Below are 24,033 nucleotides of genomic sequence, written 5' to 3'. Positions count from 1 at the left end.
TAGCGCAGCCCCATCTGCTTGACGGACTGGGCGACCTTGAACGGTTCGGCCCGGTCCAGGGCCGCGGGTTTGCCGGTGTCGATCTGGCAGAAGTCGCACCGGCGGGTGCACTCGGAGCCGCCGATCAAAAACGTGGCCTCGCGGTCCTCCCAGCACTCGAAGATGTTCGGGCAGCCGGCCTCCTCGCACACGGTGTGCAGGCCCTCGGTCTTGACCAGCTTCTTCAGTTCCACGTACTCGGGGCCGATGTTGACCTTGGCCTTGATCCACTCGGGCTTGCGCTCGACCGGGGTGGCGGAGTTGCGCGCCTCGATGCGCAACAGGCGGCGGCCGTCGGGGGCCAGGCTCATGGAAGGACTCCTTCAAAAGTGGTGGCGGAGGTCTTGACCGCGGGCTCCAGCAGCCAGCGCAGTTCGGCCTCGACCCGGTCGGCCACGTCGGCCGGGGTGACGGTGCGGCCGAGCTCGGCGGAAATGGTGGTGACGCCGGCATCGGTGATGCCGCAGGGAATGATGGCCTCGTAGGGCTCAAGGGGGTTGGAGCAGTTCAGGGCGAAGCCGTGCATGGTGACGCCCTGGTTCACGCGGATCCCGATGGCGGCGATCTTGCGGTCCGGCCGGACGCCGTCGCCTTCGATCCAGACGCCGGCGCGCCCATGGATGCGCACGCCGGTGATGCCGTAGTCGGCGATCACGCGAATCATGGCCTCCTCCAGGCGGGTCACGTAGTCGCGGATGCCGGCCTTGTTCCGCAGTTCCACGATCGGGTAGCCGATCAGCTGGCCCGGGCCGTGCCAGGTCAGCTGGCCGCCGCGGTCGACGTCGACCACGGGGGTGCCGTCGACGGGACGCTCGTGGGGTTCGGTGCGCCGGCCCGCGGTGTACACCGCGGCGTGCTCCAGCAGCAGCACGGTCGGTCCGCCCCGGCCCTCAGCCACGGCGTCGCGGAGCCGCCGCTGCAGCTCCCAGGCCTCGCCGTAGTCCACATAGTCCGGCGCAAAGCCGATCCGTTGGAAGTTGATGCTCATGGCGTCAAGGGTACGCTCCGGCCCGGGGCCCACCGAATCACGCGACGGCCCTGCCTGTGGATAACTTCTGCGGGCCGGTGCCGCTTCCGGTACAACGGATCCATGGACGGGACGGGCGCGGACGGGGCGGGGACGGACGGAACAGTGACGAACGACACGGGGACGGGCGGGACGGGCGCAGACGGGGCGGGCGCGGACGGGTCGAGCACGGGCGAAACCGGTGCCGAGCGGATCGCCGTGGCGAGGATGCGGTGCGAACGCCTGGCCGGGCGCGGCGGGGGAGCGGCCGTCTACGTGGTCAAGGAGGAGTCCACCGGCCGCCGGTTCGCCGTCAAGGTGCCCCGCGCGCCCGCGGAGGCCGGCGGCGCGGACCTCGAGCGGGAACTGCATGTGCTGCGCCGGGTGCGGCACGACCACCTGGTCATCCTGCACGGAAGTGTCGAAACCGACGTCGGCAGCGGAATCCTGATGGAGTACCTGCCTGGCGGCTCGGCCGCGGACCTGGTGGCCGTGCGCGGGCCGGTGGACCTCGGCGAGGCCGTCACCGTACTGGCCCCGGTGGCCTCCGCCCTGGCCCACCTGCATTCGCTTGGGATCGCCCACGGCGACGTCTCCCCGGCCAACGTGCTCTTCACGGCGGAAGGCCTGCCCAAGCTGGGGGACCTCGGGCTGGCCGGACTGGTCGGTGCCCCGGGCCGCCCCGGCGGCACGCCCGGCTTCTCCGCGCCCGAGGCGGCCGGCGGACTGTGGGATGGCGCACGGGGGGATGCCGGGCGGTGGAATGCCGGCCGGGGGGACGCCGCGCTGCACCCGGAGCGGGACGTCTACGCCCTCGGCGCGTTGGCGTGGTTCCTGCTGACCGGACGCACCCCCGCCCCCTCGCGCCTGCGGCCTCCGCTCTCCAGCCTGCTTCCGGCGGCGCCCGGGGCGCTGTCCGAGCTGATCGAGGAATGCCTCTCCGAGGAGCCCTCCGTGCGTCCGGACGCCGCGGCCGTGGCCCGGCGGCTCTTCGCCGGCGTGGTGCCGGAGCCGGTGCGGCTGGGCGGGGCGGTGCATCCGGACGCCTTGCAGGACATGGCCACCGTGCAGCCGGGCACCACCTTTCCGGGCGAACGCAGCCACAGGCGCAGCCGCAGCCGCCGGCCCGGGCGCGACAGGAGTGTCCAAGGTCTCAGGGATCGGCGCGGCGTCCGGCGCGGCGTCCGGCGTCCTGGCCGGCGCCCCCTCCGGTTCCGGGCCCTGCTGGTGGGCGGGATCGCGCTTGTGCTGGCCGTCGCCGGCCTGGTCCAGGTCCCGCGCACCGCGCCGCCGGACACCGCAGTGGTCGGCGCCGCCCCGGCGGACACCGCAGTGCAGGATGCAGGGCAGGACGCCGGGCGGGACCCGTTGCGGGCCGCCGTCGTGCTGGCCTCCCGCCGCGACGCCGCGCTGGCCGCCGCGGACGCCGCGGCGCTGGCCGGCGTCCATGACCCGGGAGGCACCTCCCGCGCCGCGGACGAGGCCACCATTGCGGCCCTGGCCCGGGCGGGCCTGCGCTACGCGGGACTGCGCACCGAGCTGACCGGCCTGGTGCTGCGGGCGGGGGAGGGCGATGCGGAGGTGGCGGACGGGCCGGATGAAACGGACGCTGCCGGCGGGACGGCACGGGTGGAGGCGACCAGCACGATCGGCTCCTACCGGGTGGTCGACGCCACCGGAGCCACGGTGCGCGCGGTGGATGCCCCCACGGTCCAGCGGCTCGTGTTCGTGCTGCGCCGCTCCGCCGGGGGCTGGCTGGTCGCCTCCGTGCTGGAGGCCCCGCCGTAACGCTCGCGGGCGGCGCCCGCGCGCTCGATAGGATCGACGCATGAGCCCCACGAGCTACCTGCGCTACCCGCACGTGTCCGCCGACCTGGTCACCTTCGTCGCCGAAAACGATATCTGGCTTGCCCCGTTGGAGGGCGGCAGGGCCTGGCGGATCAGCGGCATGGGCCTGCCGGCGCGGGGACCGCGCTTCACCCCCGACGGCTCGGCCCTGGTCTGGAGCGTGGTGCAGGGCAGCGCCCCGGAGGTCGTCACCGCGGGCACCGACGGCGGGGGCTACCGCCAGCTGACCTACTGGGGGCAGCCGTCGACCCGGGTGCGCGGCTTCACGCCCGAGGGCGACGTCGTGGTGGCCAGCGCCCACGGGCAGGCCGACTTCCGCCACACCTGGGCACGCGCGGTCCCGCTCGACGGCGGCCCTTCCCGGCTGCTGCCCTACGGCCCGGTCGACTCCGTGTCCTGGGCCCCGGCCGTCGGAGACGAGCACCCGCTGGTCATCGGCAGCGCGCTCAGCCGTGAGCCGGCCTACTGGAAGCGGTACCGCGGAGGTGCCGCCGGCAAACTGTGGATCGACCGCGACGGCGGCGGAGAATTCGGCCGGCTGGTTCCGGAGCTGGACGGCAACCTCTGCGACCCGGTGTGGGTGGGCGGACGCGTCGCGTTCCTCTCCGACCACGAGGGCCACGGCAACGTCTACTCGGTCGCCCCGGACGGCTCGGACCTGCGCCGCCACACTGACCACTCCCAGTTCTTTGCCCGCCACCTCTCCTCCGACGGGGAACGGCTGGTCTACGAGCACCGCGGCCGGCTTTTTGTCCTGGACTCGCTCGAAGCCGAGTCCCGCCGGCTGGAGATCTTCCTCGGCTCGGCCGGCCACGGCCGCCGGCGCAGCCCGCTGGCCGCCTCACGGCACCTGAAGGCGGCCACGCCCGACCGGCTGGGCCAGGCGAGCGTGGTGGAAACCCACGGCACCCTGCATCTGCTCAAGCACAAGGACGGCCCCTCCCACACCATCGAGGCGACCGCCGGGGTCCGCGCCCGGCTGGGCCGCATGGTCGACGGCCGGCTGGTCGCCTACATCGCCGACCACGGGGGAGAGGAGGCACTGTTCCTGCGCGATGTCGCCACCGACGCCGTCTTCGGCAGCCACGGCGCCATCCCCAGCGCCCACGAGGACGACGACCCCGCCGAGCCGAAGACGATCGCCGCCGATCCGGTTCCGGCCACGGGACAGATCCCGGTCCAGGTGCCCGCGCAGATGTCCTCCCAGATGCCCGCCGCCGCGGACAGTGCGGCGCCGCCGGTGGCCGCCGCAGCGCCCCTCCCCACTTCCCTCCCCGCTGCCCGCGCCGTCGACGTCGCCCCGCACCAGCTGCCGCGTCCGGTCAGCGCCGCCGCGGTCACCGGCGCCCTCCCGCGGACCGCGGCGGCCCCGGCGAAGCAAGCCTCGGGCCTTGAGGTTGCGGACGCCGTGGTGGTGGATCCCGACGCAATGGTGGACCCCGACGCGACGGTGGCCCCGGGCCTGCGCCGGCTGGAGCTGCCGGTCCGCGGGCGCGTGCGCACCATGGAGGCCAGCCCCGACGGGCAGTGGCTGGCCGTTGGCACCGAATACGGCGAGGCCTACCTGCTCGACGTCGCCGCCGGCGCATGGCGGCGCTTGGGCGAGAGCGAGTTCGGGGCCGTTTCCCACCTGAGCTTCTCCCCGGACTCGGCGTGGCTGGCGTGGGTGGAGCCCGTCACCGCCTTCGAGGGCCGCAGCCGCCTGCTGCTGGCAGCCGCCGGGGATCCGGGCCGCGGGGTCATCGAGGTGACCGACGGGCGTTTCCACGACCACTCGCCGTCGTTCAGCCACGACGGCAAGTACCTGGCGTTCCTGTCAGAGCGCTCCTTCGACCCGGTGTACGACACCCACAGCTTCGACCTGAGCTTCCCGGCCTCCACCAAGCCGTTCATGGTGGCCCTCTCCGACGAGACCCCCAGCCTTTTCGGCCCGTCGGTGTACGTCGCCGAAGGCACCGGCGCGGTTGCGGCCGCGGCCGGCGGCGCCTCGGCGCCGACCGAGGTCGTCGCCGAGGGCATCGCCCAGCGGCTCTTCGCCGTGCCCGTCGCCCAGGGCCGGTACAGCCGCCTGGTGGCGGTGGAGGATGCCCTGCTGTGGCTGGTCGACGAATCCACCGGTGTCACCGGCGACGGGCGAGGCCCCACCTCCGGCAGCGCGGGCCTGCGCCTGGAACGCTTCGACTACACCACCCGCAGGACCTCCACGCTGGTTCCGCAGCTGGGCTCCTACCGCGTCAGCGGGGACAAGCGGCGCGTGGTGTACGTCAACCAGCAGCAGGTGCGCTGCGTGCCCGTGGACCGCGCCGTCGACGGCGACACCGGTGACGCGCAGACCCTGGACCTGGCCCGCATCCGGGTGGAACTGGATCCGGCCAAGCTCTGGGAACAGGCCTACAACGAGACCTGGCGGCTGCAGCGGGACTTCTTCTGGACCGAGGACATGGGCGGACTGGACTGGGAGGCGATCGGCGACAAGTACCGCCCGCTCCTGGGCCGGCTGGGCAGCCACGACGACCTGGTGGACGTCCTGCTGGAACTGCACGGCGAGCTGGGCACTTCCCACGCCTACGTGTCCCCGTTCGCCGCGGTCGAGGCCGGGGCCGGACGCCAGGGCCTGCTGGGGGCGGACCTGGCCCGCGTGGACGGGGCCTGGACCATCGCCGCGGTGCTCGCCGGCGAATCCTCCGACCCGCAGGCCTACTCGCCGCTGACCGCGCCGGGCGTGGCGGTGCGGGCTGGGGACGCGATCCTGGCCGTGGACGGCCAACTGGTCCCGTTCGACGGCGGGCCGGAGATGCTGCTCGCCGGTGCGGCAGGCCGCACGGTGGAGCTGACCATCCAGGAGGGACCCGCCGGGCGCCGCCCCGGCACGGTGCGCCGCGTCGCCGTCGTGCCCATCCGCGACGACCAGCGGCTGCGCTACCAGAACTGGGTCGCCGGGAACCGGCGCACGGTCCGCGAGGCCTCCGGCGGGCGCTTCGGCTACCTCCACATTCCCGACATGGCCGCGCAGGGCTGGGCCCAGCTGCACCGCGACCTGGACGTGGAGACCGAACGCGACGCCCTGGTGGTGGACGTGCGCCGCAACCGCGGCGGGCACACCTCCCAGCTGGTCGCGGAGCTGATCGGGCGCAAGGTCACCGCGTGGACGATGGCGCGGGAGGCCCGCACCGGGACCTACCCCTCCAGCGCCCCGCGCGGGCCGATCGTGCTGATCGCCGACGAATGGGCAGGCTCCGACGGCGACATCATCACCCAGGTGACCAAGCTGCGCGGCATCGGGCCGGTGGTGGGCGTGCGCACCTGGGGCGGGGTGGTGGGCATCGACAACCTCTTCGACCTGGCCGACGGCACCAAGGTCACCCAGCCGCGCTACGCCACCTGGTTCGCCGGCGGCGTGGGGTGGGGGATCGAGAACCGCGGCGTCGAGCCGGACATCGAGGTCCACTTCCCGCCCCACGCCTACGCGGCCGGCGAGGACCCGCAGCTGGAACAGGGCGTGGCCGTCCTCAAGGAAATGCTCAAGGAGATCCCCACCCAGCAGCCGCCGCAGCCCTATGGCTACCGCATCCTGCGCCCGTCCCCGCTGCCCCCGCGCCCGCAGGAACTGCGCCGGCCCGAACTGCCCGACGGCGCCGGGCAGGTGCCCCTCCCGGTGGGGGACTAGCTAGCCGTTCAGCGTCGCCGCCAGGGTGATGCTGGGGACCGAGGCCAGCGCCTGGGAGACCGGGCAGCCCTTCTTGGCTTCCTCGGCAATGCGCTGGAAGTCGTCCTCGCCGATGCCCGGGATGGTGGCGTTGACGGTCAGGCGGATCTCGGTGATGCCCTGGCCCGGGACGAAGTCCACCTCGGCGCGGGTCTCGATGGTGTCCGCGACGTGGCCGGCCTCCTTGAGCATGTTGCTGAAGGCCATCGAGTAGCAGGCGGAGTGGGCGGCGCCGATGAGCTCCTCGGGGCTGGTCTTGCCTTCGGCCTGCTCCGTGCGGGCCTTCCAGGTCACGTCGTAGGTCCCGAGCCCGGAGGTGTCGAGGGTGGTCCGGCCGCTGCCGGTGAACAGGTCGCCGTTCCAGACGGTGTGGGCTGAGCGGGTGGCGGCCATGGGGGCTCCTTCTGCGGCAGGGATGTGGTGAGCGGTGCCCGGCGGTGCCGGGACCCGACGGGTTCATCCTAGGGTGCTGGCACCGGCATGGCCACCAAACGCGCAACGGCCGGCCTCCCCAGGGGAGGCCGGCCGTTGCGGACCGCGGGCTAGCGCCAGAAGACGGCGACCGCGATGGCGATCAGGCCCAGGCCGCCGACGGCGTGCGCCAGGCCGGTGGAGACCGCTTCGCCCTTGGCAATCTTGCGGCGGCCGATCAGGGCGGCCACGAACACGCCGATGCCCAGCAGCAGCTTGACGGCGATCTTGGCGTGGTTGACCGGGTCCGGGCCCATCTCGGCCAGCCCCACCAGCAGCAGGCCGGTCACCAGCTGGGTGATGGCGCCGTACCACTGGAACTTGCCCACGGTCGGGGTCTTGAAGGTGGCCAGCCAGCCGCCGACGATGGCGGCGGCGCCGACGATGTGCAGGAACACAAGAAGCGCATGTACGAAGTCCATGTTCCCTAGTCTAGGTGCCTTTTCGACGAGCCGTCGAAAACGCAACGGGTCGAAAACAGGGCGACGGCGGCCCGCGCCTTCCGTGCGGAAGGCGCGGGCCGCCGTCGTTGCGGGACCGCTGCGCGGCAGCGGTCCCGGGTGCCGGTCCTGGAGGCCGGTATTAGAGGCCCAGGTCGGCCTCGAAGGCGCCCTCTTCCAGGCGCGCCCGCAGGGTCTGCAGGAAGCGGCCGGCGTCGGCGCCGTCGACCAGGCGGTGGTCGTAGGTCAGCGACAGGTACATCATGTGGCGGATCGCGATCGTGTCGTCGCCCTCGGCGTCGGTCACGACGACGGCGCGCTTGACGATCGCCCCGGTGCCCAGGATGGCCACGTTCGGCTGGTTGATGACCGGGGTGTCGAACAGCGCGCCCACCGAACCGATGTTGGTGATGGAGAACGTGCCGCCGGACAGCTCGTCCGGGCCGATCTTGTTGCTGCGCGTGCGTGCGGCGACATCGGCGATCTTCGCGGCCATGCCGGCCAGGTTCAGGTCACCCGCGTTGGAGATGACCGGGACCAGCAGGCCCTTCTCGGTGTCCACCGCAATCGCCAGGTGCTCGGCGTTGTGGTAGGTGATCTCCTGGGTTTCCTCGTTGTACTCTGCGTTCAGCTTCGGGTGCTGCTTCAGCGCCTCGGCCACGGCCTTGGCGATGAAGGGCAGGAACGTCAGCTTGGTGCCGTTGGTGGCGGCGAACTGGTCCTTCGCGGCGGCGCGCAGCTTGGCGATCCGGGTCATGTCGACCTCGTGCACCTGGGTCAGCTGGGCGGAGGTGTCCAGCGACTCGCGCATGCGGCGGGCGATGACCTGGCGGATGCGCGGAGCCTTCTCCACGGTGCCGCGCAGGCTGGAGGCGGCGACGGCCGGGGCGGCCTTCTTCGCGGCCGGGGCGGCAGGGGCCGCCGGAGCCGCGGGTGCGGCGGCCGGGGTGGCCTTCGCGGCGGCGTCCAGGACATCCTGCTTGCGGATGCGTCCGCCGATGCCGGTGCCGGTGACGGCGGACAGGTCGACGCCATTCTGCGTGGCCAGGCGGCGCACCAGCGGAGTGACGTAGCCCTCGGCTCCGCCGGCGGCCGGTGCTTCGGTGGAGGGGGCTTCGGCCGGCGCAGCCGGAGCGGCGGCGGGTGCGGCAGGGGCAGCAGGTGCCGGAGCGGCGGCCGGAGCCGGCGCGGCGGGGGCAGCCGGTGCCTCGGCGGCGGCAGGCGCCTCAGCCGGGGCCTCGGGGGCGGCAGCGGCGCCGGCCGAGCCAACGATGGCCAGCACGGAGCCGACCTCGGCGGTCTCGTCCTCGCCCACGCGGATCTCCAGCAGGGTGCCGGCGACCGGGGACGGGATCTCGGTGTCGACCTTGTCGGTGGAAACCTCCAGCAGCGGCTCGTCGACGGCGACCTCTTCGCCGACCTGCTTCAGCCAGCGGGTGACGGTGCCCTCGGTGACGGATTCGCCGAGCGCCGGCAGGGTGACCTCGGTGCCGGACGCCGGTGCGGCGGGGGCGGCGGATGCGGCCGGAGCGGCCTCGGCGGCCGGAGCGGCTTCAGCGGCGGGGGCCGGTGCAGCCTCGGCGGCGGGTGCGGCCTCGGCGGCGGGTGCTGCTTCAGCGCCGGAGCCGTCGCCGATGCGCACCAGCGCGGCGCCGACCTCGGCGGTCTCGTCCTCGGCCACGAGGATCTCTTCGATTACGCCGGCGACCGGGGAGGGGATCTCGGTGTCGACCTTGTCGGTGGAAACCTCCAGAAGCGGCTCGTCGACCTCGACGCGGTCGCCGACCTGCTTGAGCCAACGCGTAACGGTGCCTTCGGTGACGCTTTCACCAAGGGCGGGCAAGTTCACGGTTTCAGACATGTCGTCCCCGTTCTCCTAAAGCTGTTTGGGTTGTCAGCTGTTCGTGTTTCCAGCTGTCTATCTGTGCTCGGGCCATCCGTGCCCGGGCTTTCTGTGCTCTGGGCCGGCGGTGCGGAACGGGCGCCGCCGGCAACGAAGCGGATGCGTGCCGCCCGGCACCGGGCACGGGCGGCACGCGATGCCTGTCTAGCCGTGCAGCGGCTTGCCGGCGAGGGCCAGCGCGGTCTCGCCCAAGGCCTCGTTCTGGGTCGGGTGGGCGTGGATCAGCTGGGCCACGTCCTCGGGGTACGCCTCCCAGTTCACGATCAGCTGCGCCTCGCCGATCTGCTCGCCGATGCGGCCGCCGATGCCGTGGACGCCGACGATCGGGCCGTTCTTGACGCGGACCATCTTGATCAGGCCGGAGGTGCCCAGGATGGAGGACTTGCCGTTGCCGGCCAGGTTGTATTCCTGGATCTCGACCTGGTCGTCGCCGAACTTCTCCTTGGCCTTGGGCTCGGAGTAGCCCACGGACATGATCTCCGGCTCGCAGTAGGTGACCTTGGGGATGTTGATGTCCTCGACGACCACCGGGTTCTGGCCGGCGATCTCCTCGGCGATGAAGATGCCCTGCTGGTAGCCGCGGTGGGCCAGCTGCACGCCCGGGACGATGTCGCCGATCGCGTAGATGTTGCCGACGCCGGTGTGCAGGCGCTCGTTGGTGATCACGAAGCCGCGGTCGAGGGTGAGGCCCTGCTCCTCGAAGCCCAGGCCCTCGGTGACCGGTCCGCGGCCGACGGCGACGAGGACGAGGTCCGCCTCAAGCACGGTGCCGTTGGCCAGGGTCACCTTGGCGGAGGTCGCGTCCTGCTCGACCTTCTCGAAGAAGACGCCGGTGTTGAACTTGATGCCGCGCTTCTTGAAGGAGCGCTCCAGGACCTTGATGATGGCCGGGTCCTCGTTGGGGACCAGGCTCGGCAGGCCCTCGACGATGGTGACGTCGACGCCGAAGGAGTTCCAGACGGAGGCGAACTCGACGCCGATCACGCCGCCGCCGAGCACGATCGCGCTCTTGGGCACGTAGTCCAGGTTCAGGGCTTCGGTGGAGGTCAGAACGCGGCCGCCGATTTCCAGGCCGAACGTGCGGGAGGTGGAACCCGTGGCCAGCACGATGTTCTTGCCCTTGTAGAGGACACCGTCGACGTCGATGGTGTCCTGGCCGACCAGGCGGCCGTTGCCCTCGATGACGTTGACCTTCTTCATCTTGAGCAGCCCGGTCAGGCCCTTGAACTTGCCGGCGACGATGCCGTCCTTGTAGCTCACCACGGCAGCCGGGTCGATCGACTCGAGGGTGGTGTTGATGCCGTACTTGGCGCTTTCGCGGGCGTTGTCCGCCAGCTCCGCGGCGTGCAGGAACGCCTTCGTGGGGATGCAGCCGGTGTGCAGGCAGGTGCCGCCCAGCTTGGCCTTCTCCACCAGGCCGACGGTGAAGCCGAGCTGCACGGCGCGCAACGCGGCCGAGTAGCCGGCGCTGCCGCCGCCAAGGATGAGGACGTCGAATTCTTGCGCTGCTGCCGATTCGGCCACGTGAACGCTCCCTCGTGATTTTCGTGGCGCCCGCTTCGGGCGCCGGACATTGGGCATCAGGAATGCAGGGTTGGTCGCATTCCGGATACGGGCTGGTGATGTGTCAGCTTTACATTAGCCCTCCCGGGGACCGCCCGTCACACAGCGTGACGCACCGATCGGCGCTTCGTGACGCACCCGTCGGCGCTTCGTGACGGGGGTCACTGGGCGCCGACGGACGGCGGTGGGTGGCGGGACGGACCCGGACTCAGCGGGCGGCGAAGTCCTCGGCCAGGGCCAGCAGGGTGCGCAGCGTCGAGCCGGTGGCGTTCTTGGGGGTGTACCCGTAGGGGGCGCCCTCGTTGTACGCCGGCCCGGCGATGTCCAGGTGCGCCCACGGGATGCGGCGCCCGGCGTTCTCGCCGACGAATTCGGAGAGGAACACGGCCGCCGTCATCATCCCGCCGTGGCGTTCGCCGATGTTGGCCAGGTCCGCCACCTGCGAGTCGAGGGTGGCGCGCAGCTCCTCCGGAAGCGGCATGGGCCAGGCCGCCTCGCCGGCGGCGTCCGCGGCCGACTTCACGCGGTCGCGCAGGCCGTCCTCGCCCATGATGCCCGCGGTGCGGGTGCCCAGGGCCACCATCTGGGCCCCGGTCAGCGTCGCCACGTCGACGATCGCGTCCGGCTTCTCGCGGCTGGCCGCCACCAGGCCGTCGGCCATGACCAGGCGCCCCTCGGCGTCGGTGTTGAGCACCTCGACCGTCTTTCCGCCGAACATGGTCAGCACGTCCCCCGGGCGTGTCGCGGCGCCGGAAGGCATGTTTTCGGCCAGGCACAGCCAGGCCGTGACCCGCACCGGAAGGCCCAGTTCGGCCACGGCCAGCACGGTCTGCAGCACCGTCGCCGCTCCGGCCATGTCCGACTTCATCAGGTGCATGTTCGGCCCCGGCTTGAGCGAGATGCCGCCGGTGTCGAAGGTGATGCCCTTGCCGACCAGGGCCAGGTGCGCCACCGAACGGGCGGGGGCGTAGTCGACCTTCACCAGCCGTGGCGGACGCGAGGAGCCGCGACCGACGCCCATGAGGCCGCCGTAGCCGTCCTTCTCCAACTGCTTTTCCTCCAGCACCGTGACCTTCACCGGCCACGGCTTGGCCGCATCCCGCGCGGCCGCGGCGAAGGACTCCGGGTAGAGCAGGTTGGGGGCGGTGTTCACCAGGTCGCGCACGGCCCGCACGCGGCGGCCGACGACGGCGGCGCGCTTGAGCGCGGCCGGCAGGGACTTCTCGGTGCTGGCGGCGGTCGCCACGACGGCCTCGGCCAGTGGAACCTGGCGGGCCTCCGGGGCCTGGGAACGGTGGGCGGTGAACGCATAGGCGCCCAACGCCGCGCCCTCGGCCACCGCGGCCGCGGCCTCCACGGTCGGCGCGGGCAGCGCGAAGACCACCTTGCGCACGCCGGCCAGCTGCCGGGCGGCCGCCCCGGCGGTGCGGCGCAGCGCCTCGGCGGAGGGGCCGCCGCCGTCGACCTTCCCGAGGCCGGCCAGCACCAGCACCTCGGCCTTGAGGCTGTCGGTGGAGGGCAGCCGGCGGACCTCGTCGGCCGCGCCGGTGATCCCCAGCAGGGACAGCGAGGCTTCCAGGGCGGCGGTCTCCTCCGCCGCGAGCGGGGAGGCCAGCAGGCGCGGTGCGTCGGTGTCCTGCGCCACGGCGACCACGACGGCGTCTGCCGGCAGGCGCCGGATGTCGGGGGCAACGGCGGAGAGCTTCAGTTCGCTGGTAGGTGTCACGGGGCTGTTTCCTTAATGCGCTCCGGCCCGGTGGTGCGGTGCGGAAGCGCGCTCGGTGGCGGGCCCTTCGCAGGGGTTTGTTCGCAAGGGTTCGATCCCTCCGATCGTAGCCCGGACGGTCACCTCCGGAACCGGGAACGGTGGCCGGGAAGAAAACCGGCGCCGGGCACGTTGACGACCTGCGTGGCCGCCGGCGCATCCTGCGCCCCGCGGAACGTCCCCGGAAGGAGTGTCCCTGTGCTCGACCCGCTGTCGCTGCTGACCCTCAATGAGCGGACCATCGACGCCGTCCGCAACCAGGGCCTGGGCTTGGTCGTGGCGCTGACGGGACACGCCGAGGCCGGGCAGGTCGTGCGCCAGGTGGCGGCGGAGCTGCTCGATTGCCTCGACTCCGAACTGCTGGCCTCCTTCGACGCCGACCAGCTCCTGGACTACCGCGACCGCCGGCCCCAGATCTCCTTCCTGGGCGACCACTTCGCCGCCTACCAGGCGCCGCGGCTTGAACTGTACCGGCTCACCGACGGGCTGGGGCAGGACTTCCTCCTGCTCACGGGGCCGGAACCGGACCTGCAATGGGAGCGGTTCGCGTCCGCCGTCGTGCTGCTGGCCCAGGCCCTGAACGTCCGGCTTGCCGCGTCCTTCAGCGCCGTGCCCATGCCGGTGCCCCACACCCGCCCGCTGGGGGTGACCGTGCACGGCAACCGGCCCGACCTCATCGAGGGGATCTCCACCTGGAAGCCGACCGCGGAAATCCCCGCCGCCGCTGCCCACCTGCTGGAGCTGAGGCTCATCGACGCCGGCCGCGACGCCGTGGGCTATTCGCTGCACGTGCCCCACTACCTGGCCGAGGCCGAATACCCGCAGGTGGCCGTCGCGGCGCTCGAGTACCTCGGGGCCGCGCTGGGCCTGGGGCTGCCCACCGACCGGCTGCGGGAGTCCGCGCGGCGGGTCGAGGCGGAGATCGCCGAGCAGGTCGCCGGATCCCCGGACGTGCAGCGGATGCTCGCCGGATTCGAGGCCCGCTTCGATGCCCGCGCGCCCGAGGACGGGCCGCGGTCGCTGCTGATCAACCCGGGCGCCGAACTGCCCGGCGGCGAGGAACTCGCCGAGGCCGCGGAGGCGTTCCTCGCCGGCCAGGCGGACGACGGCGGCCCTTCCGCCGAGTACAGCTAGCCGCGCTCGGAGGCCGGTCCTCCGCACGTGACTTCCCCTCCACAGGCGGCCGTGCCGCGCGGCCGGCCGTGGAGGTTCAACACCCGGGGGAGTGGCCTGTCGCCGTGCCGCGGCCGCCGGGCAGGCTCGATCCATGGCTATCCCCACGAATCCCCTCCCGGTCCCCGTCCACGACGCCGAGGGCATCCTGGCCCTGGTGCCCCACCTGCTCGGCTTCCGCCCGCGCGGCAGCCTCGTTTGCGTCCTCACCAGCGGCGGCAGCCTGCACGCGACGCTGCGCATCGACCTCCCCGGCGGCAGGGCGGCCCGCCGGCCGGGATTGCCGGCACCCGTGCCGCCACCGGCGGCGCTGGCGCGCCGCGTGGCCGGGTTCCTGCGCACGGTCAAGGGCACCACCGGGGTCTTCCTGGTGGTCTATTCGGATCCGGCGGTCCGGCCTGCCGGCTCGGAGCCGGACGCGCCGCCGTCGCGGACCCTGGTCACGGCGCTCGCCGGGGAACTGGAGGCCTGCGGCATCGAGGTCCAGGACGCGTGGCACGTCGGGGGCGGCAGGTGGCGGTCCTACCTGTGCGCCGACCCCTCCTGCTGCCCGCCGGAGGGCAAGCCCCTGGACGGAATCGAACTGTCGGAGACGAACCTGCGCCTGGTGCTGGCCGGCAGCAGCCCCGGCGGCGCCGAGCCGGGGGTGCCCGAACTTGACGCCGAGGCCGACCCGTGGACCGACCCCGCCGCCGTCCGCGCCGCGGTGCACGCCGTCCTCGACGGCGCGGATCCGCCGCGCCGCACGGCCCTGCTGATGGGCTGGTGCCGCCTCCTCGACGGGAACGGGGACGGCGGACACGCGGGCGACGTCCAGGACCTCCTGCGGCGGCTGCGCGCGGACCCGGTTGAAACCGGCGCCCTGCTGGCGGCCCTCCACGACAAGGCCGTCCGCGACTGCCTGCCGTCGGCGGCAGGGCTCTCGGCCGCGGACGGGGTGGCCGCGCTGGCCGCGATCGAACGCGGCGCCGAACGGGCGCGGTGCGTGCGCCGGATGGCCGACTTCATGCTTGGCGTTGCCCCGGAGACCCCGGACTGGGGCCGCCTGGACCGGCTGCGGGAGTTGTGTGGCGGGCTGCTTCCGGCCGCCCGGGAGGAGGACCGCTGCGCCCTGCTGTGCCTGGCGGCATGGGTGGAATGGGCCCGGGGCCGGGGCACCGCCGCGGGCGCACTGCTGGACGCGTGCGTGGCCGAATGCCCCGACTACCGGTTGGGGCTCCTGCTGCATCGGCTGGTCGGCTCCGGCCGCATGCCGGACTGGGTGCCCGACCCCGGGCGCGCCTGGCGGGGACACCGCGCGCCCATGGTGCTTCCGCCGAGGGAAACGTGAGACACTGGTAGCCGCAGACCCGGTTGGGTCCGTGTCCCGGGGCCGGTCGAACGGCCCGGTTTCCGCGCTTTCGGGCGTCGGGAACAAGAGGACGGAAGCAGGCGTTGCACTACGTGGACCCTGCTTTCGGCCCGCCGTGTGGCGGGACCCGGACTTGACAGGGTCATAGTGGTGTTACCGGTAGGTGGCACCGCGGACAAACCGCGAGAAAGGTAATTCGTGCCCGCTTCCAGCCCGACGGCAGCCGAGAACAACGAGGCAGAGGTGCAGACGCCGCAGCAGAAGGCGGCTGCCACGCGTGCCCGGAACAAGGCGGCCAAGGCCGCCGGTGGCGATGCGGCCACCGCGAAGCCCGCCCGCGGGCGGAAGAAGGCCGAGTCGGCCTCCGCCACTGACGGGACCGAGGCCACGGACGTCGAAGAGGACCAGGACGACGTCGAGCCCGACGGTCCCGAAGGCGACGTCGTCGTCGAGGAGGTGGACATCGCCGAGGACCTGGAGGTCTCCGACGAGGACACCGAGGACGAGTCCGGCGAGGAAACGGCGGCCGCCCCGGCCGCCGCGCCCGCCGAGGACGAGACGACCAAGGGCTTCATCATCACCTCCGACGAGGACGACGCGCCCCAGCAGCAGGTCCTCGTGGCCGGCGCCACCGCCGACCCGGTCAAGGACTACCTCAAGCAGATCGGCAAGGTCGCCCTGCTCAACGCCGAGCAGGAGGTGGACCTCGCGCTGCGCATCGAGGCCGGCCTGTACGCCGAGGAGAAGCTCAAGGCCGACGACGGCGCCATGGACAAGCGCCTGCGCTGGGACCTGGAGCAGATCGTCCACGACGGCAAGATCGCCAAGAACCACCTGCTCGAGGCCAACCTGCGCCTGGTCGTGTCGCTGGCCAAGCGCTACACCGGCCGCGGCATGCTCTTCCTGGACCTGATCCAGGAAGGCAACCTGGGCCTGATCCGCGCGGTGGAGAAGTTCGACTACACCAAGGGCTTCAAGTTCTCCACCTACGCGACCTGGTGGATCCGCCAGGCCATCACGCGCGCCATGGCCGACCAGGCCCGCACCATCCGCATCCCGGTCCACATGGTCGAGGTCATCAACAAGCTGGCCCGCGTCCAGCGCCAGATGCTGCAGGACCTGGGCCGCGAACCCACCCCGGACGAGTTGGCCAAGGAACTCGACATGACCCCCGAAAAGGTCGTCGAGGTCCAGAAGTACGGCCGCGAGCCGATTTCGCTGCATACCCCGCTGGGCGAGGACGGCGACTCCGAGTTCGGCGACCTCATCGAGGACTCCGAAGCGGTGGTCCCGGCGGACGCGGTGAGCTTCACCCTGCTCCAGGAGCAGCTGCACTCGGTGCTGGACACCCTCTCCGAGCGCGAGGCCGGCGTGGTCGCCATGCGTTTCGGGCTGACCGACGGCCAGCCCAAGACGCTTGACGAGATCGGCAAGGTGTACGGGGTCACCCGCGAACGCATCCGCCAGATCGAGTCCAAGACGATGTCGAAGCTGCGCCACCCGTCGCGGTCCCAGGTGCTGCGCGACTACCTGGACTAGGGCGCGGGGCAGGCCCTTTCGTGTCGACTTCGTCGCCACGCAGGGACCCTGCTGCCCCGCGCTCTGCGGGGGACGGCCCTTTCGTGTCGACTTCGTCGCCACGCAGGGACCCTGCTGCCCCGCGCTCTGCGGGGGACGGCCCTTTCGTGTCGACTTCGTCGCCACGCAGGGGACCCTGCTGCCCCGCGCTTGACGGGCCAGGGGCCGGCATCCCGAGCGGGATGCCGGCCCCTGCGTTTGTGGCGCGCGGTGTTTGTGGCGCCCTGTGTTTTGGCCGCTGGGCTGCCGGAGGACGTGAAGCACCGCACGCAAAAGGCCCCGGCGATAAATCGCCGGGGCCTTTCGGGGTCCTGGGCCCGCATCCGCGGGCCGGCCCTTAGTCCTCGTCGCTGTAGGTCGGCTTCTGGTGGAGCCGGCCCGTTTCATCCTGCCATTCGATGGTCAGGGGGCGGAGCTTCGCCTCCACGGCGCGTGCATGGTGACCGCAGAAGAGCAGTTCCCCACCCGAGGCTCCCAAGACCGCCCGCACATACGCCTGTGCGCCGCAGCGATCGCAACGGTCCAAGGCATTCAGTTCTCGCGTTGCCACTGTCGCTGTCATGACGACCTCCCTCTGTCGAACCAGCTACCTCAAAAGCAGGTACATCCAATAAAACCAGCTTTCGGTCCGATTTCTTCTTCGAAAGGGCCCGCTTTCGCTCTACGCGTAGCGAAAACCCGCCCCGGCCGTCCCGCCCGGCGGCCGGAAGCCCGGATTGTCGGTGCGGGGGACTAACCTTAGATGGTTCCCCACCCCCTTTCCCCAAGGAGTGCATCATCCGTGGCACCGAGTTCTGACTACACCGCCCGGCACCTGTCCGTCCTCGAAGGACTCGAGGCCGTGCGCAAGCGCCCGGGCATGTACATCGGCTCCACGGACTCGCGCGGGCTCATGCACTGCCTGTGGGAGATCATCGACAACTCCGTCGACGAGGCGCTGGCGGGCTTCGGGCAGAACATCAATGTCATCCTGCACCCGGACGGGTCGGTGGAGATCCACGACGACGGCCGCGGCATCCCCGTGGACACCGAACCCAAGACGGGCCTGACCGGCGTCGAGGTGGTCTTCACCAAGCTGCACGCCGGCGGCAAGTTCGGCGGCGGTTCCTACACCGCTTCCGGCGGCCTGCACGGCGTCGGCGCCTCTGTCGTCAACGCCCTCTCCGCCCGCCTGGACGTGCAGGTGGACCGCGGCGGCAAGACGTACGGCATGAGCTTCCGCCACGGCGAGCCGGGCCGTTTCGTCGGCGGCCGCCCGGCGCCGGATGCGGACTTCGAGCCGTTCCTGGACAGCTCGGCGCTGGAGGTGGTTGGCAAGGCCAAACGCGGCGTGACGGGCACGCGCATCCGCTACTGGGCGGACCGCCAGATCTTCACCCCGGACGCCAAGTTCTCCTACGAGGAGCTGCAGAAGCGCGCTCGCCAGACCTCCTTCCTGGTCCCGGGATTGCGCATCGTCCTGCGCGACGAGCGCGGCCTGCCGGGAACCCCCGGCGAGAACGGGCCCTTCGAGGAGGTCTTCCAGCACGACGGCGGCATCTCCGAGTTCGTGGACTTCCTCGCCTCCGACTCCGCGGTCACCGACATCTGGCGGATCCACGGCTCCGGAACGTTCAAGGAGTCCGTGCCGGTGCTGGACGAGCACGGACGCAGCCGCATCACCGACGTCGAGCGCGTCTGCGAGGTGGACATCGCCCTGCGCTGGGGCATCGGCTACGAGACCAGCCTGCGCAGCTTCGTCAACATCATCTCCACCCCCAAGGGGGGCACCCACCAGACCGGATTCGAGCAGGCGCTGCTCAAGACCTTCCGGAAGGTCGTCGAGGCGAATGCGCGCAAGCTCAAGGCCGGCAGCGACAAGCTCGAGAAGGACGACGTGACGGCCGGCCTGACCGCCGTGCTGACCGTGCGCCTGGCCGAGCCCCAGTTCGAGGGCCAGACCAAGGAGATCCTCGGCACCTCGGCGGTGCGCCAGATCGTCGCCCGCGTCGTGGAGAAGGAGCTCACCGCCCGGCTCAACTCCGCGGCCCGCGGCGACAAGGCCCAGTCGGCCCTGCTGCTGGAAAAGGTGGTCAGCGAGATGAAGTCGCGCGTTTCGGCGCGCGTGCACAAGGAGACCCAGCGCCGCAAGAACGCCCTGGAGACCTCCTCGCTGCCCACCAAGCTGGCCGACTGCCGCAGCGACGACGTGGCGCGGTCCGAACTGTTCATCGTCGAGGGCGACTCCGCGCTCGGCACCGCCAAGCTGGCCCGTTCCTCCGACTTCCAGGCGCTGCTGCCGATCCGCGGCAAGATCCTGAACGTGCAGAAGGCCTCGGTGGGGGACATGCTCTCCAACGCCGAATGCGCCGCCCTGATCCAGGTGGTCGGCGCCGGCTCCGGGCGCAGCTTCGACCTGTCCGCGGCCCGCTACGGGAAGGTCATCCTGATGACCGACGCCGACGTCGACGGCGCCCACATCCGGACCCTGCTGCTGACCCTCTTCTTCCGCTACATGCGGCCGATGGTCGAGGCCGGCCGCGTCTACGCCGCCGTGCCCCCGCTGCACCGCGTCGAGGTCGTCAACCCCGGCGCCAAGGCCAACGAGATGGTCTACACCTATTCCGAGGCGGAACTGCGCCGGGTCCTGAAGGACCTGGAAGACACCGGCCGCAAGTACAAGGAGCCCATCCAGCGCTACAAGGGCCTGGGCGAAATGGACGCCGAACAGTTGGCGGAAACCACCATGGACCCGCGCCACCGGACGCTGCGCCGGGTGAACATCGCCGACGCCGAGCATGCCGAGCGGATCTTCGACCTCCTCATGGGCAGCGACGTGGCCCCGCGCAAGGAGTTCATCGTCAGCGGTGCCGAACTTCTGGACCGCGAGCGCATCGACGCCTAGGGCGCCGCGCCCGGCCCGTTGCCGAGCGGCCCTCTCAGCCGAGCAGCCAGTTCAGCCGATCAGGCCGGGCGCGACCAGCAGCAGCGTCGGGATGCACAGCAGCAGCAGCGCCACGCACAGCACGCCGGCGCGCACCGGCGCCGGCAGCGCGTCGCCGGGGGAGAGCAGGCGCTTGAGGCGCCGCGAGGACAGCTCCTCGGTGGGGGCCGCGGCCACGCTGCCCGGGGTCGAGAGCGCCTCGGCCGTGCCGGTGGCGGCGGTGAGCAGCGACCGCAGCAGCACGGGGGCGCTGACCTGCTCCAGGGCCGCGTCGTCGGCGAGCATCTCGATCAGGTCCTGCACGGCGAGCCGGGCCAGCCGCGAGGTGGGCAGCCAGGGCAGGGCCTGGTGCCAGGATTCGAAGGCGAGCACCAGCAGGTCGTGGTGCTGTTCCAGGTGGGCGCGTTCGTGGGCGAGCACCGCGCGCAGCCCCTCGGCATCGAGGGCATCGACCAGCCCGCGGGAGAGCACCGTGACCGGTTCGGTGAAGCCGGGCAGGCAGTAGGCCACCGGGATCTCGTGCTCGAGCACCACGGTTTTCGGGTCCGAGGGGGACGGGTCGCTGAGCAGGTTCAGCAGGCGCCGGTGGCGGACCCGCTGGCGGGTGACCTTGGCCGCGGTGATCAGCAGGGTGAAGACCAGGTGCGCCCCGAGGAGGGCGGCGGCGCTGAGCGCGAACACGTGGACGATCCCGAGCCCGGCGGCGCCGGGCAGTCCGAAGATGACCCGCCACAGCCCGCCGAGGGCCTCCAGGAGGCTGTCGCCCAGCGGCGCCAGCCCCCAGACGAGCATCGCCCCGATCATCGACAGGCCGCCGGCCAGGGCGATCGCCTGCCACAGGACCAGGGCGGTGAAGGGGGAGCGCGCCGTCCAGCGGGCGCGCGAGAGCGCCACCGGGGCTGGCCAGGCCAGCACGACGGCGAGCGCCGCGAGCAGGTAGGAGGCGGTGAGCACGAGGGCGGGCGGTCCCCGTCCGCCGGCTAGGCCGACTGCGGGTCGTTGAGGATGCGCCGCAGCGCCTGGGCCTCGTCGGCGGAAATGCCGCCGATGAATCGGGTCAGCACGGCCTCGCGGTCCAGCACGGTGCCCAGGGCCTCGTTCATGAGGTCGACGGTGTGTTCCTCGCGGCTCATGACCGGACGGTAGCGGTGCGGCCGGTTGCTGCGCTCGCGCGTGACCAGGTGCTTCTTCTCGAGGCGGGCCAGGACGGTCAGCACCGTGGTGACGGCCAGTTCCTTGCCGGCTTCGCCTTCCGCCTGGGCCAGGCGATCGCGCAGGTCGTTTGCGGTCAGCGCATCGGGACCGTCCCAGAGCAGTTCCATGACAGTGCGTTCGAGTTCGCCGAGAGTGGCCAAAGGGACTTCCTTATGGTGTTCCAACAGTGGTGCGGAGGAACCGGCGGCGTTCGCGGAGCGACCCGCCGGGTTCCATATCAAATGTACCGCGCTTTGGTCCAATTTTCTACCAGCGGTAGAAGCTTTTCTACAGCTGGTAGAAGACCTCGGCCCGAGGAGGTAGACTTCTTGGTGTTCTACGGCCTGTAGAAAAGAAAGTCCGGGCCCGCAGGCCCCGCCCCCTTTGGGAGGACTCGTTTGGATCCGCTTGAGATTGCCCGCTGGCAGTTCGGCATCACCACCGTGTACCACTTCCTGATGGTGCCGCTGACGATCGGCCTGGGCCTGACCGTCGCCGTGCTCCAAACCGTGTGGCACCGCACCGGCCGCGAGGAATACCTCCGCATGACCAAGTTCTGGGGCAAGCTGTTCCTGATCAACTTCATCATGGGCGTGGCCACCGGCATCGTCCAGGAGTTCCAGTTCGGCATGGCCTGGAGCGAATACAGCCGCTTCGTCGGGGACGTGTTCGGCGCGCCGCTGGCCATGGAGGCGCTGCTGGCCTTCTTCGTCGAATCCATCTTCCTGGGCCTGTGGATCTTCGGCTGGGGCAGGCTGCCCCGGATCCTCCACCTGGGCTGCATCTGGATGGCCTCGCTGGCCTCGATCCTCTCGGCCTACTTCATCCTGGTGGCCAACTCGTGGATGCAGCACCCGGTGGGCGTCGAACTCATTGACGGCCGGGCCGTGATGACGGACGCCTGGGCGGTGTTCACCAACAACACCGCGCTCGTGACGTTCCCCCACACCATCTTCGGAGCGTTCTCCGTGGCCGGCGGCTTCCTGCTGGGCCTGGCCTGGTACCACCTGTACCGCCGCCGCGCCCGGGGCATCGACACCGTGGACGCGCAGGGCCGCGTCGTCGTCGGCGAGGATCCCCGGCACGGCAAGGGCCGCGACCGGACCGATTACCTGGTCTGGATCAAGTCCCTGCGCATCGGCGCGGTCGTGGCGATGGTGTCCTTCGCCGGGGTGGCGCTGAGCGGCCACCACCAGGCGCAGCTGATGTTCGAGCAGCAGCCGATGAAGATGGCCGCCGCGGAGGCCGCCTGCCACGACGGCACCGGCTTCTCCGTGCTGTCGCTGGGCAGCCTGAACGCCGACGGCGCCACCACCTGCGACGACGTCGTGGGCGTGTACGAGATCCCCGGCCTGCTGTCCTACCTGGCCAACGGCAACTTCACCACCGAGGTCAAGGGCGTGAACACGCTGCTGCCCGAGTACCAGGAGAAGTACGGAACGCACTTGCCGGACGACCCCATGTACGGGGAGCGGGCCGGCGAGGAGATCAACTACCTGCCGCTGATGGAGGTCACCTACTGGGGCTTCCGCCTGATGATCACCTTCGGCGGCCTGGCCGCGTTCGCCGCGCTGGTGGCGCTGTGGATGACGCGCAAGGGCACGGTTCCGGACAACAAGTGGATCTCGCGGCTGGCCGTGCTCGGCATCCTGGCCCCCTTCGCGGCCAACTCGGCCGGCTGGATCTTCACCGAGATGGGCCGCCAGCCCTTCGTCGTGGCCCCCAACCCGACCTTCGACGGCATCGACCAGGTCTTTATGTTCACGGCCGCGGCCGTGTCCCCGGGGGTAAGCGCGGGCGAGCTGCTCTTCTCCACGATCGCGCTGACCACGGTGTACGCGGTCCTGCTGGTGGTCGAGGTGACCATGCTGACGCGGTACATCCGCGGCGGCGTCCCGGCGGCCATGCCCGAACTCGCGGCGCACGACGACGGCGCCCCCGGCGGCAAGGACGACGGCGACGTGCTCGCCTTCGCCTACTGACGGACCGGATCGAAAGGACTGACGATGGATTTTCTCCCCAACCTGTGGTTCGTGCTGATCGCCGTGCTGTGGGTCGGCTACCTGTTCCTGGAGGGCTTCGACCTGGGCGTGGGCATGCTCATGAAGCTCATGGCCCGCAACGAGCGCCAGCGCCGCGTGCTGCTGAACACCGTCGGCCCGGTCTGGGACGGCAACGAGGTCTGGCTGCTGACCGCCGGCGGCGCGACGTTTGCCGCGTTCCCCCACTGGTACGCCTCCCTCTTCTCCGCCCTCTACCTGCCGCTGGTGCTGGTGCTGCTGGCTCTGATTTTCCGGGCCGTGGCCTTCGAATATCGCGGCAAGGCCCACCGGCAGTCCTCCCGCGACCTCTGGGACTGGGCGATCGCGCTCGGCTCCTTCGTCGCCGCCTTCGGCGTCGGGGCGATGCTGGCCCTGACCACCACCGGACTGCCGCTGAACGCGAACGGGGACCGCGTGGGCGGGCCCTTCGCCTGGTTCAACGGGTACGCGGTGCTCGGCGGCCTGGCCGTGGTCCTGTTCGCCCTGGTCCACGCGCTGGCCTTCCTGGCCCTGAAGACCGACGGAGAGACCCGCGTGCGGGCCCGCCGGCTGCTGGCGCGCTGGCTGCCCGTGGCGCTGCTGCCGATGGCTGCCTGGGCCCTGCTGGTCGCCGCCGGCAACGGCAAGACGCTGCCCTGGCTGCTGCTGGCCGCCGCGGTGCTGGCCGCCGGCTGGGCCTGGGCGGCCGCCCGCGCCCACCACGAGGGGCGGACCTTCATCGCCCTGGGGCTGTTCCTGGTCCTCGGGGTCGCCGCCATCTTCCTGGCCGTGTACCCGAACGTTTTGCCCTCCACCCTGGACGCCGCCTTCAACCTGACCGTGGCCAACGCCTCCTCCTCGCCGTACACGCTGCGGCTGATGAGCATCGTGGCCGCGTTCGGCGTGCCGATGGTCCTGGCCTACCAGGCCTGGACCTACTGGGTCTTCCGCCGCCGCCTCACCGAGCGGAACATCCCCGAGCCCCACGCCGTGGGCCCGGTCGTCTGATTCCGGCCCCCACGAACCCGGCCCCCACCCACCCGGCTCCGCCC

Annotated in this window: 17 protein-coding genes and 1 pseudogene; 8 read left to right on the top strand and 10 right to left on the bottom strand. The window is 71.6% G+C overall.

Translation table 11 applies throughout. From position 1 onward, the window contains the following. Positions 1–350 (bottom strand): annotated as a pseudogene (locus ABD912_RS13225) (lipoyl synthase); the annotation flags it as partial. Continuing rightward, complete coding sequence (lipB, locus tag ABD912_RS13220; RefSeq protein ID WP_345151406.1) at positions 347–1,027, bottom strand: lipoyl(octanoyl) transferase LipB; 681 nt, start codon at positions 1,025–1,027, stop codon at positions 347–349. The pseudogene ABD912_RS13225 and the gene lipB, both read right to left, overlap by 4 nt. Before the next feature lie 144 nt (positions 1,028–1,171). Here lipB and ABD912_RS13215 point away from each other — a divergent pair, with 144 nt between their 5' ends. Both ABD912_RS13215 and ABD912_RS13210 read left to right on the top strand, forming a co-directional pair. Beyond that, positions 1,172–2,833, top strand: a complete 1,662-nt coding sequence (locus ABD912_RS13215; RefSeq protein WP_345151405.1) for a serine/threonine-protein kinase — start codon at positions 1,172–1,174, stop codon at positions 2,831–2,833. A gap of 40 nt (positions 2,834–2,873) precedes the next feature. Then, positions 2,874–6,560 carry a S41 family peptidase gene (locus ABD912_RS13210; RefSeq protein WP_345151404.1) on the top strand — a complete coding sequence of 1,229 codons (3,687 nt, stop codon included), beginning with the start codon at positions 2,874–2,876 and terminating at the stop codon, positions 6,558–6,560. Here the strand turns inward: ABD912_RS13210 and ABD912_RS13205 are convergent, their stop codons facing one another. From ABD912_RS13205 to ABD912_RS13185, 5 genes are all read right to left on the bottom strand, one after another. Then, positions 6,561–6,992 carry an OsmC family protein gene (locus tag ABD912_RS13205; RefSeq protein WP_345151403.1) on the bottom strand — a complete coding sequence of 144 codons (432 nt, stop codon included), beginning with the start codon at positions 6,990–6,992 and terminating at the stop codon, positions 6,561–6,563. A gap of 149 nt (positions 6,993–7,141) precedes the next feature. Further along, a complete protein-coding gene (locus tag ABD912_RS13200; protein ID WP_345151402.1) occupies positions 7,142–7,492 on the bottom strand; it encodes a hypothetical protein in 351 nt (116 codons plus the stop codon). A 160-nt stretch (positions 7,493–7,652) separates the two neighbouring features. After that, positions 7,653–9,371, bottom strand: a complete 1,719-nt coding sequence (gene sucB / locus ABD912_RS13195) for a 2-oxoglutarate dehydrogenase, E2 component, dihydrolipoamide succinyltransferase (protein WP_345151401.1) — start codon at positions 9,369–9,371, stop codon at positions 7,653–7,655. A 186-nt stretch (positions 9,372–9,557) separates the two neighbouring features. Next, positions 9,558–10,937 carry a dihydrolipoyl dehydrogenase gene (lpdA, locus tag ABD912_RS13190; protein WP_345151399.1) on the bottom strand — a complete coding sequence of 460 codons (1,380 nt, stop codon included), beginning with the start codon at positions 10,935–10,937 and terminating at the stop codon, positions 9,558–9,560. 247 nt (positions 10,938–11,184) lie between these two features. Beyond that, the gene (locus tag ABD912_RS13185; protein WP_345151398.1) at positions 11,185–12,702 is read right to left on the bottom strand and encodes a leucyl aminopeptidase; all 1,518 of its coding nucleotides are present in this window, start codon (positions 12,700–12,702) and stop codon (positions 11,185–11,187) included. A gap of 237 nt (positions 12,703–12,939) precedes the next feature. On the opposite strand from ABD912_RS13185, the gene ABD912_RS13180 reads away from it, so the two are divergent. From ABD912_RS13180 to ABD912_RS13170, 3 genes are all read left to right on the top strand, one after another. Further along, entirely contained in the window at positions 12,940–13,875 is a 936-nt protein-coding gene (locus tag ABD912_RS13180) for a proteasome assembly chaperone family protein (protein ID WP_345151396.1), read from the top strand. 133 nt (positions 13,876–14,008) lie between these two features. Beyond that, positions 14,009–15,244: a DUF4192 domain-containing protein gene (locus tag ABD912_RS13175; RefSeq protein WP_345151394.1), complete on the top strand. Its 1,236-nt coding sequence runs from the start codon at positions 14,009–14,011 to the stop codon at positions 15,242–15,244. Positions 15,245–15,463: 219 nt separating this feature from the next. Next, a complete protein-coding gene (locus ABD912_RS13170; protein ID WP_345151393.1) occupies positions 15,464–16,804 on the top strand; it encodes an RNA polymerase sigma factor in 1,341 nt (446 codons plus the stop codon). Positions 16,805–17,180: 376 nt separating this feature from the next. On the opposite strand, the gene ABD912_RS13165 is transcribed toward ABD912_RS13170, so the two are convergent. Further along, positions 17,181–17,405 (bottom strand): DUF7455 domain-containing protein, encoded by a 225-nt coding sequence (locus tag ABD912_RS13165; protein WP_345151391.1) that lies wholly within the window; start codon positions 17,403–17,405, stop codon positions 17,181–17,183. A 219-nt stretch (positions 17,406–17,624) separates the two neighbouring features. On the opposite strand from ABD912_RS13165, the gene ABD912_RS13160 reads away from it, so the two are divergent. Next, on the top strand, positions 17,625–19,727 hold the full coding sequence (locus ABD912_RS13160; protein WP_345151390.1) for a DNA gyrase/topoisomerase IV subunit B: 2,103 nt from the start codon (positions 17,625–17,627) through the stop codon (positions 19,725–19,727). A 51-nt stretch (positions 19,728–19,778) separates the two neighbouring features. Here ABD912_RS13160 and ABD912_RS13155 read toward each other — a convergent pair whose 3' ends face one another. Further along, positions 19,779–20,720, bottom strand: coding sequence for a M56 family metallopeptidase (locus ABD912_RS13155; RefSeq protein WP_345151389.1), 942 nt, complete (start codon positions 20,718–20,720; stop codon positions 19,779–19,781). A gap of 26 nt (positions 20,721–20,746) precedes the next feature. Continuing rightward, complete coding sequence (locus ABD912_RS13150; RefSeq protein ID WP_345151388.1) at positions 20,747–21,121, bottom strand: BlaI/MecI/CopY family transcriptional regulator; 375 nt, start codon at positions 21,119–21,121, stop codon at positions 20,747–20,749. Between the two features lie 237 nt (positions 21,122–21,358). On the opposite strand from ABD912_RS13150, the gene ABD912_RS13145 reads away from it, so the two are divergent. Beyond that, a complete protein-coding gene (locus ABD912_RS13145) occupies positions 21,359–22,942 on the top strand; it encodes a cytochrome ubiquinol oxidase subunit I (RefSeq protein ID WP_345151386.1) in 1,584 nt (527 codons plus the stop codon). A gap of 24 nt (positions 22,943–22,966) precedes the next feature. Continuing rightward, the gene (gene cydB / locus ABD912_RS13140; RefSeq protein WP_345151384.1) at positions 22,967–23,989 is read left to right on the top strand and encodes a cytochrome d ubiquinol oxidase subunit II; all 1,023 of its coding nucleotides are present in this window, start codon (positions 22,967–22,969) and stop codon (positions 23,987–23,989) included. Positions 23,990–24,033: the final 44 nt, after the last annotated feature.

This window comes from Arthrobacter ginkgonis, from assembly GCF_039540195.1.
GTDB classification, from domain to species: Bacteria; Actinomycetota; Actinomycetes; order Actinomycetales; family Micrococcaceae; genus Zafaria; species Zafaria ginkgonis.
The sequence above is the reverse complement of the archived record's forward strand: the minus strand, read 5'-3'. Positions and strand labels throughout refer to the sequence as shown.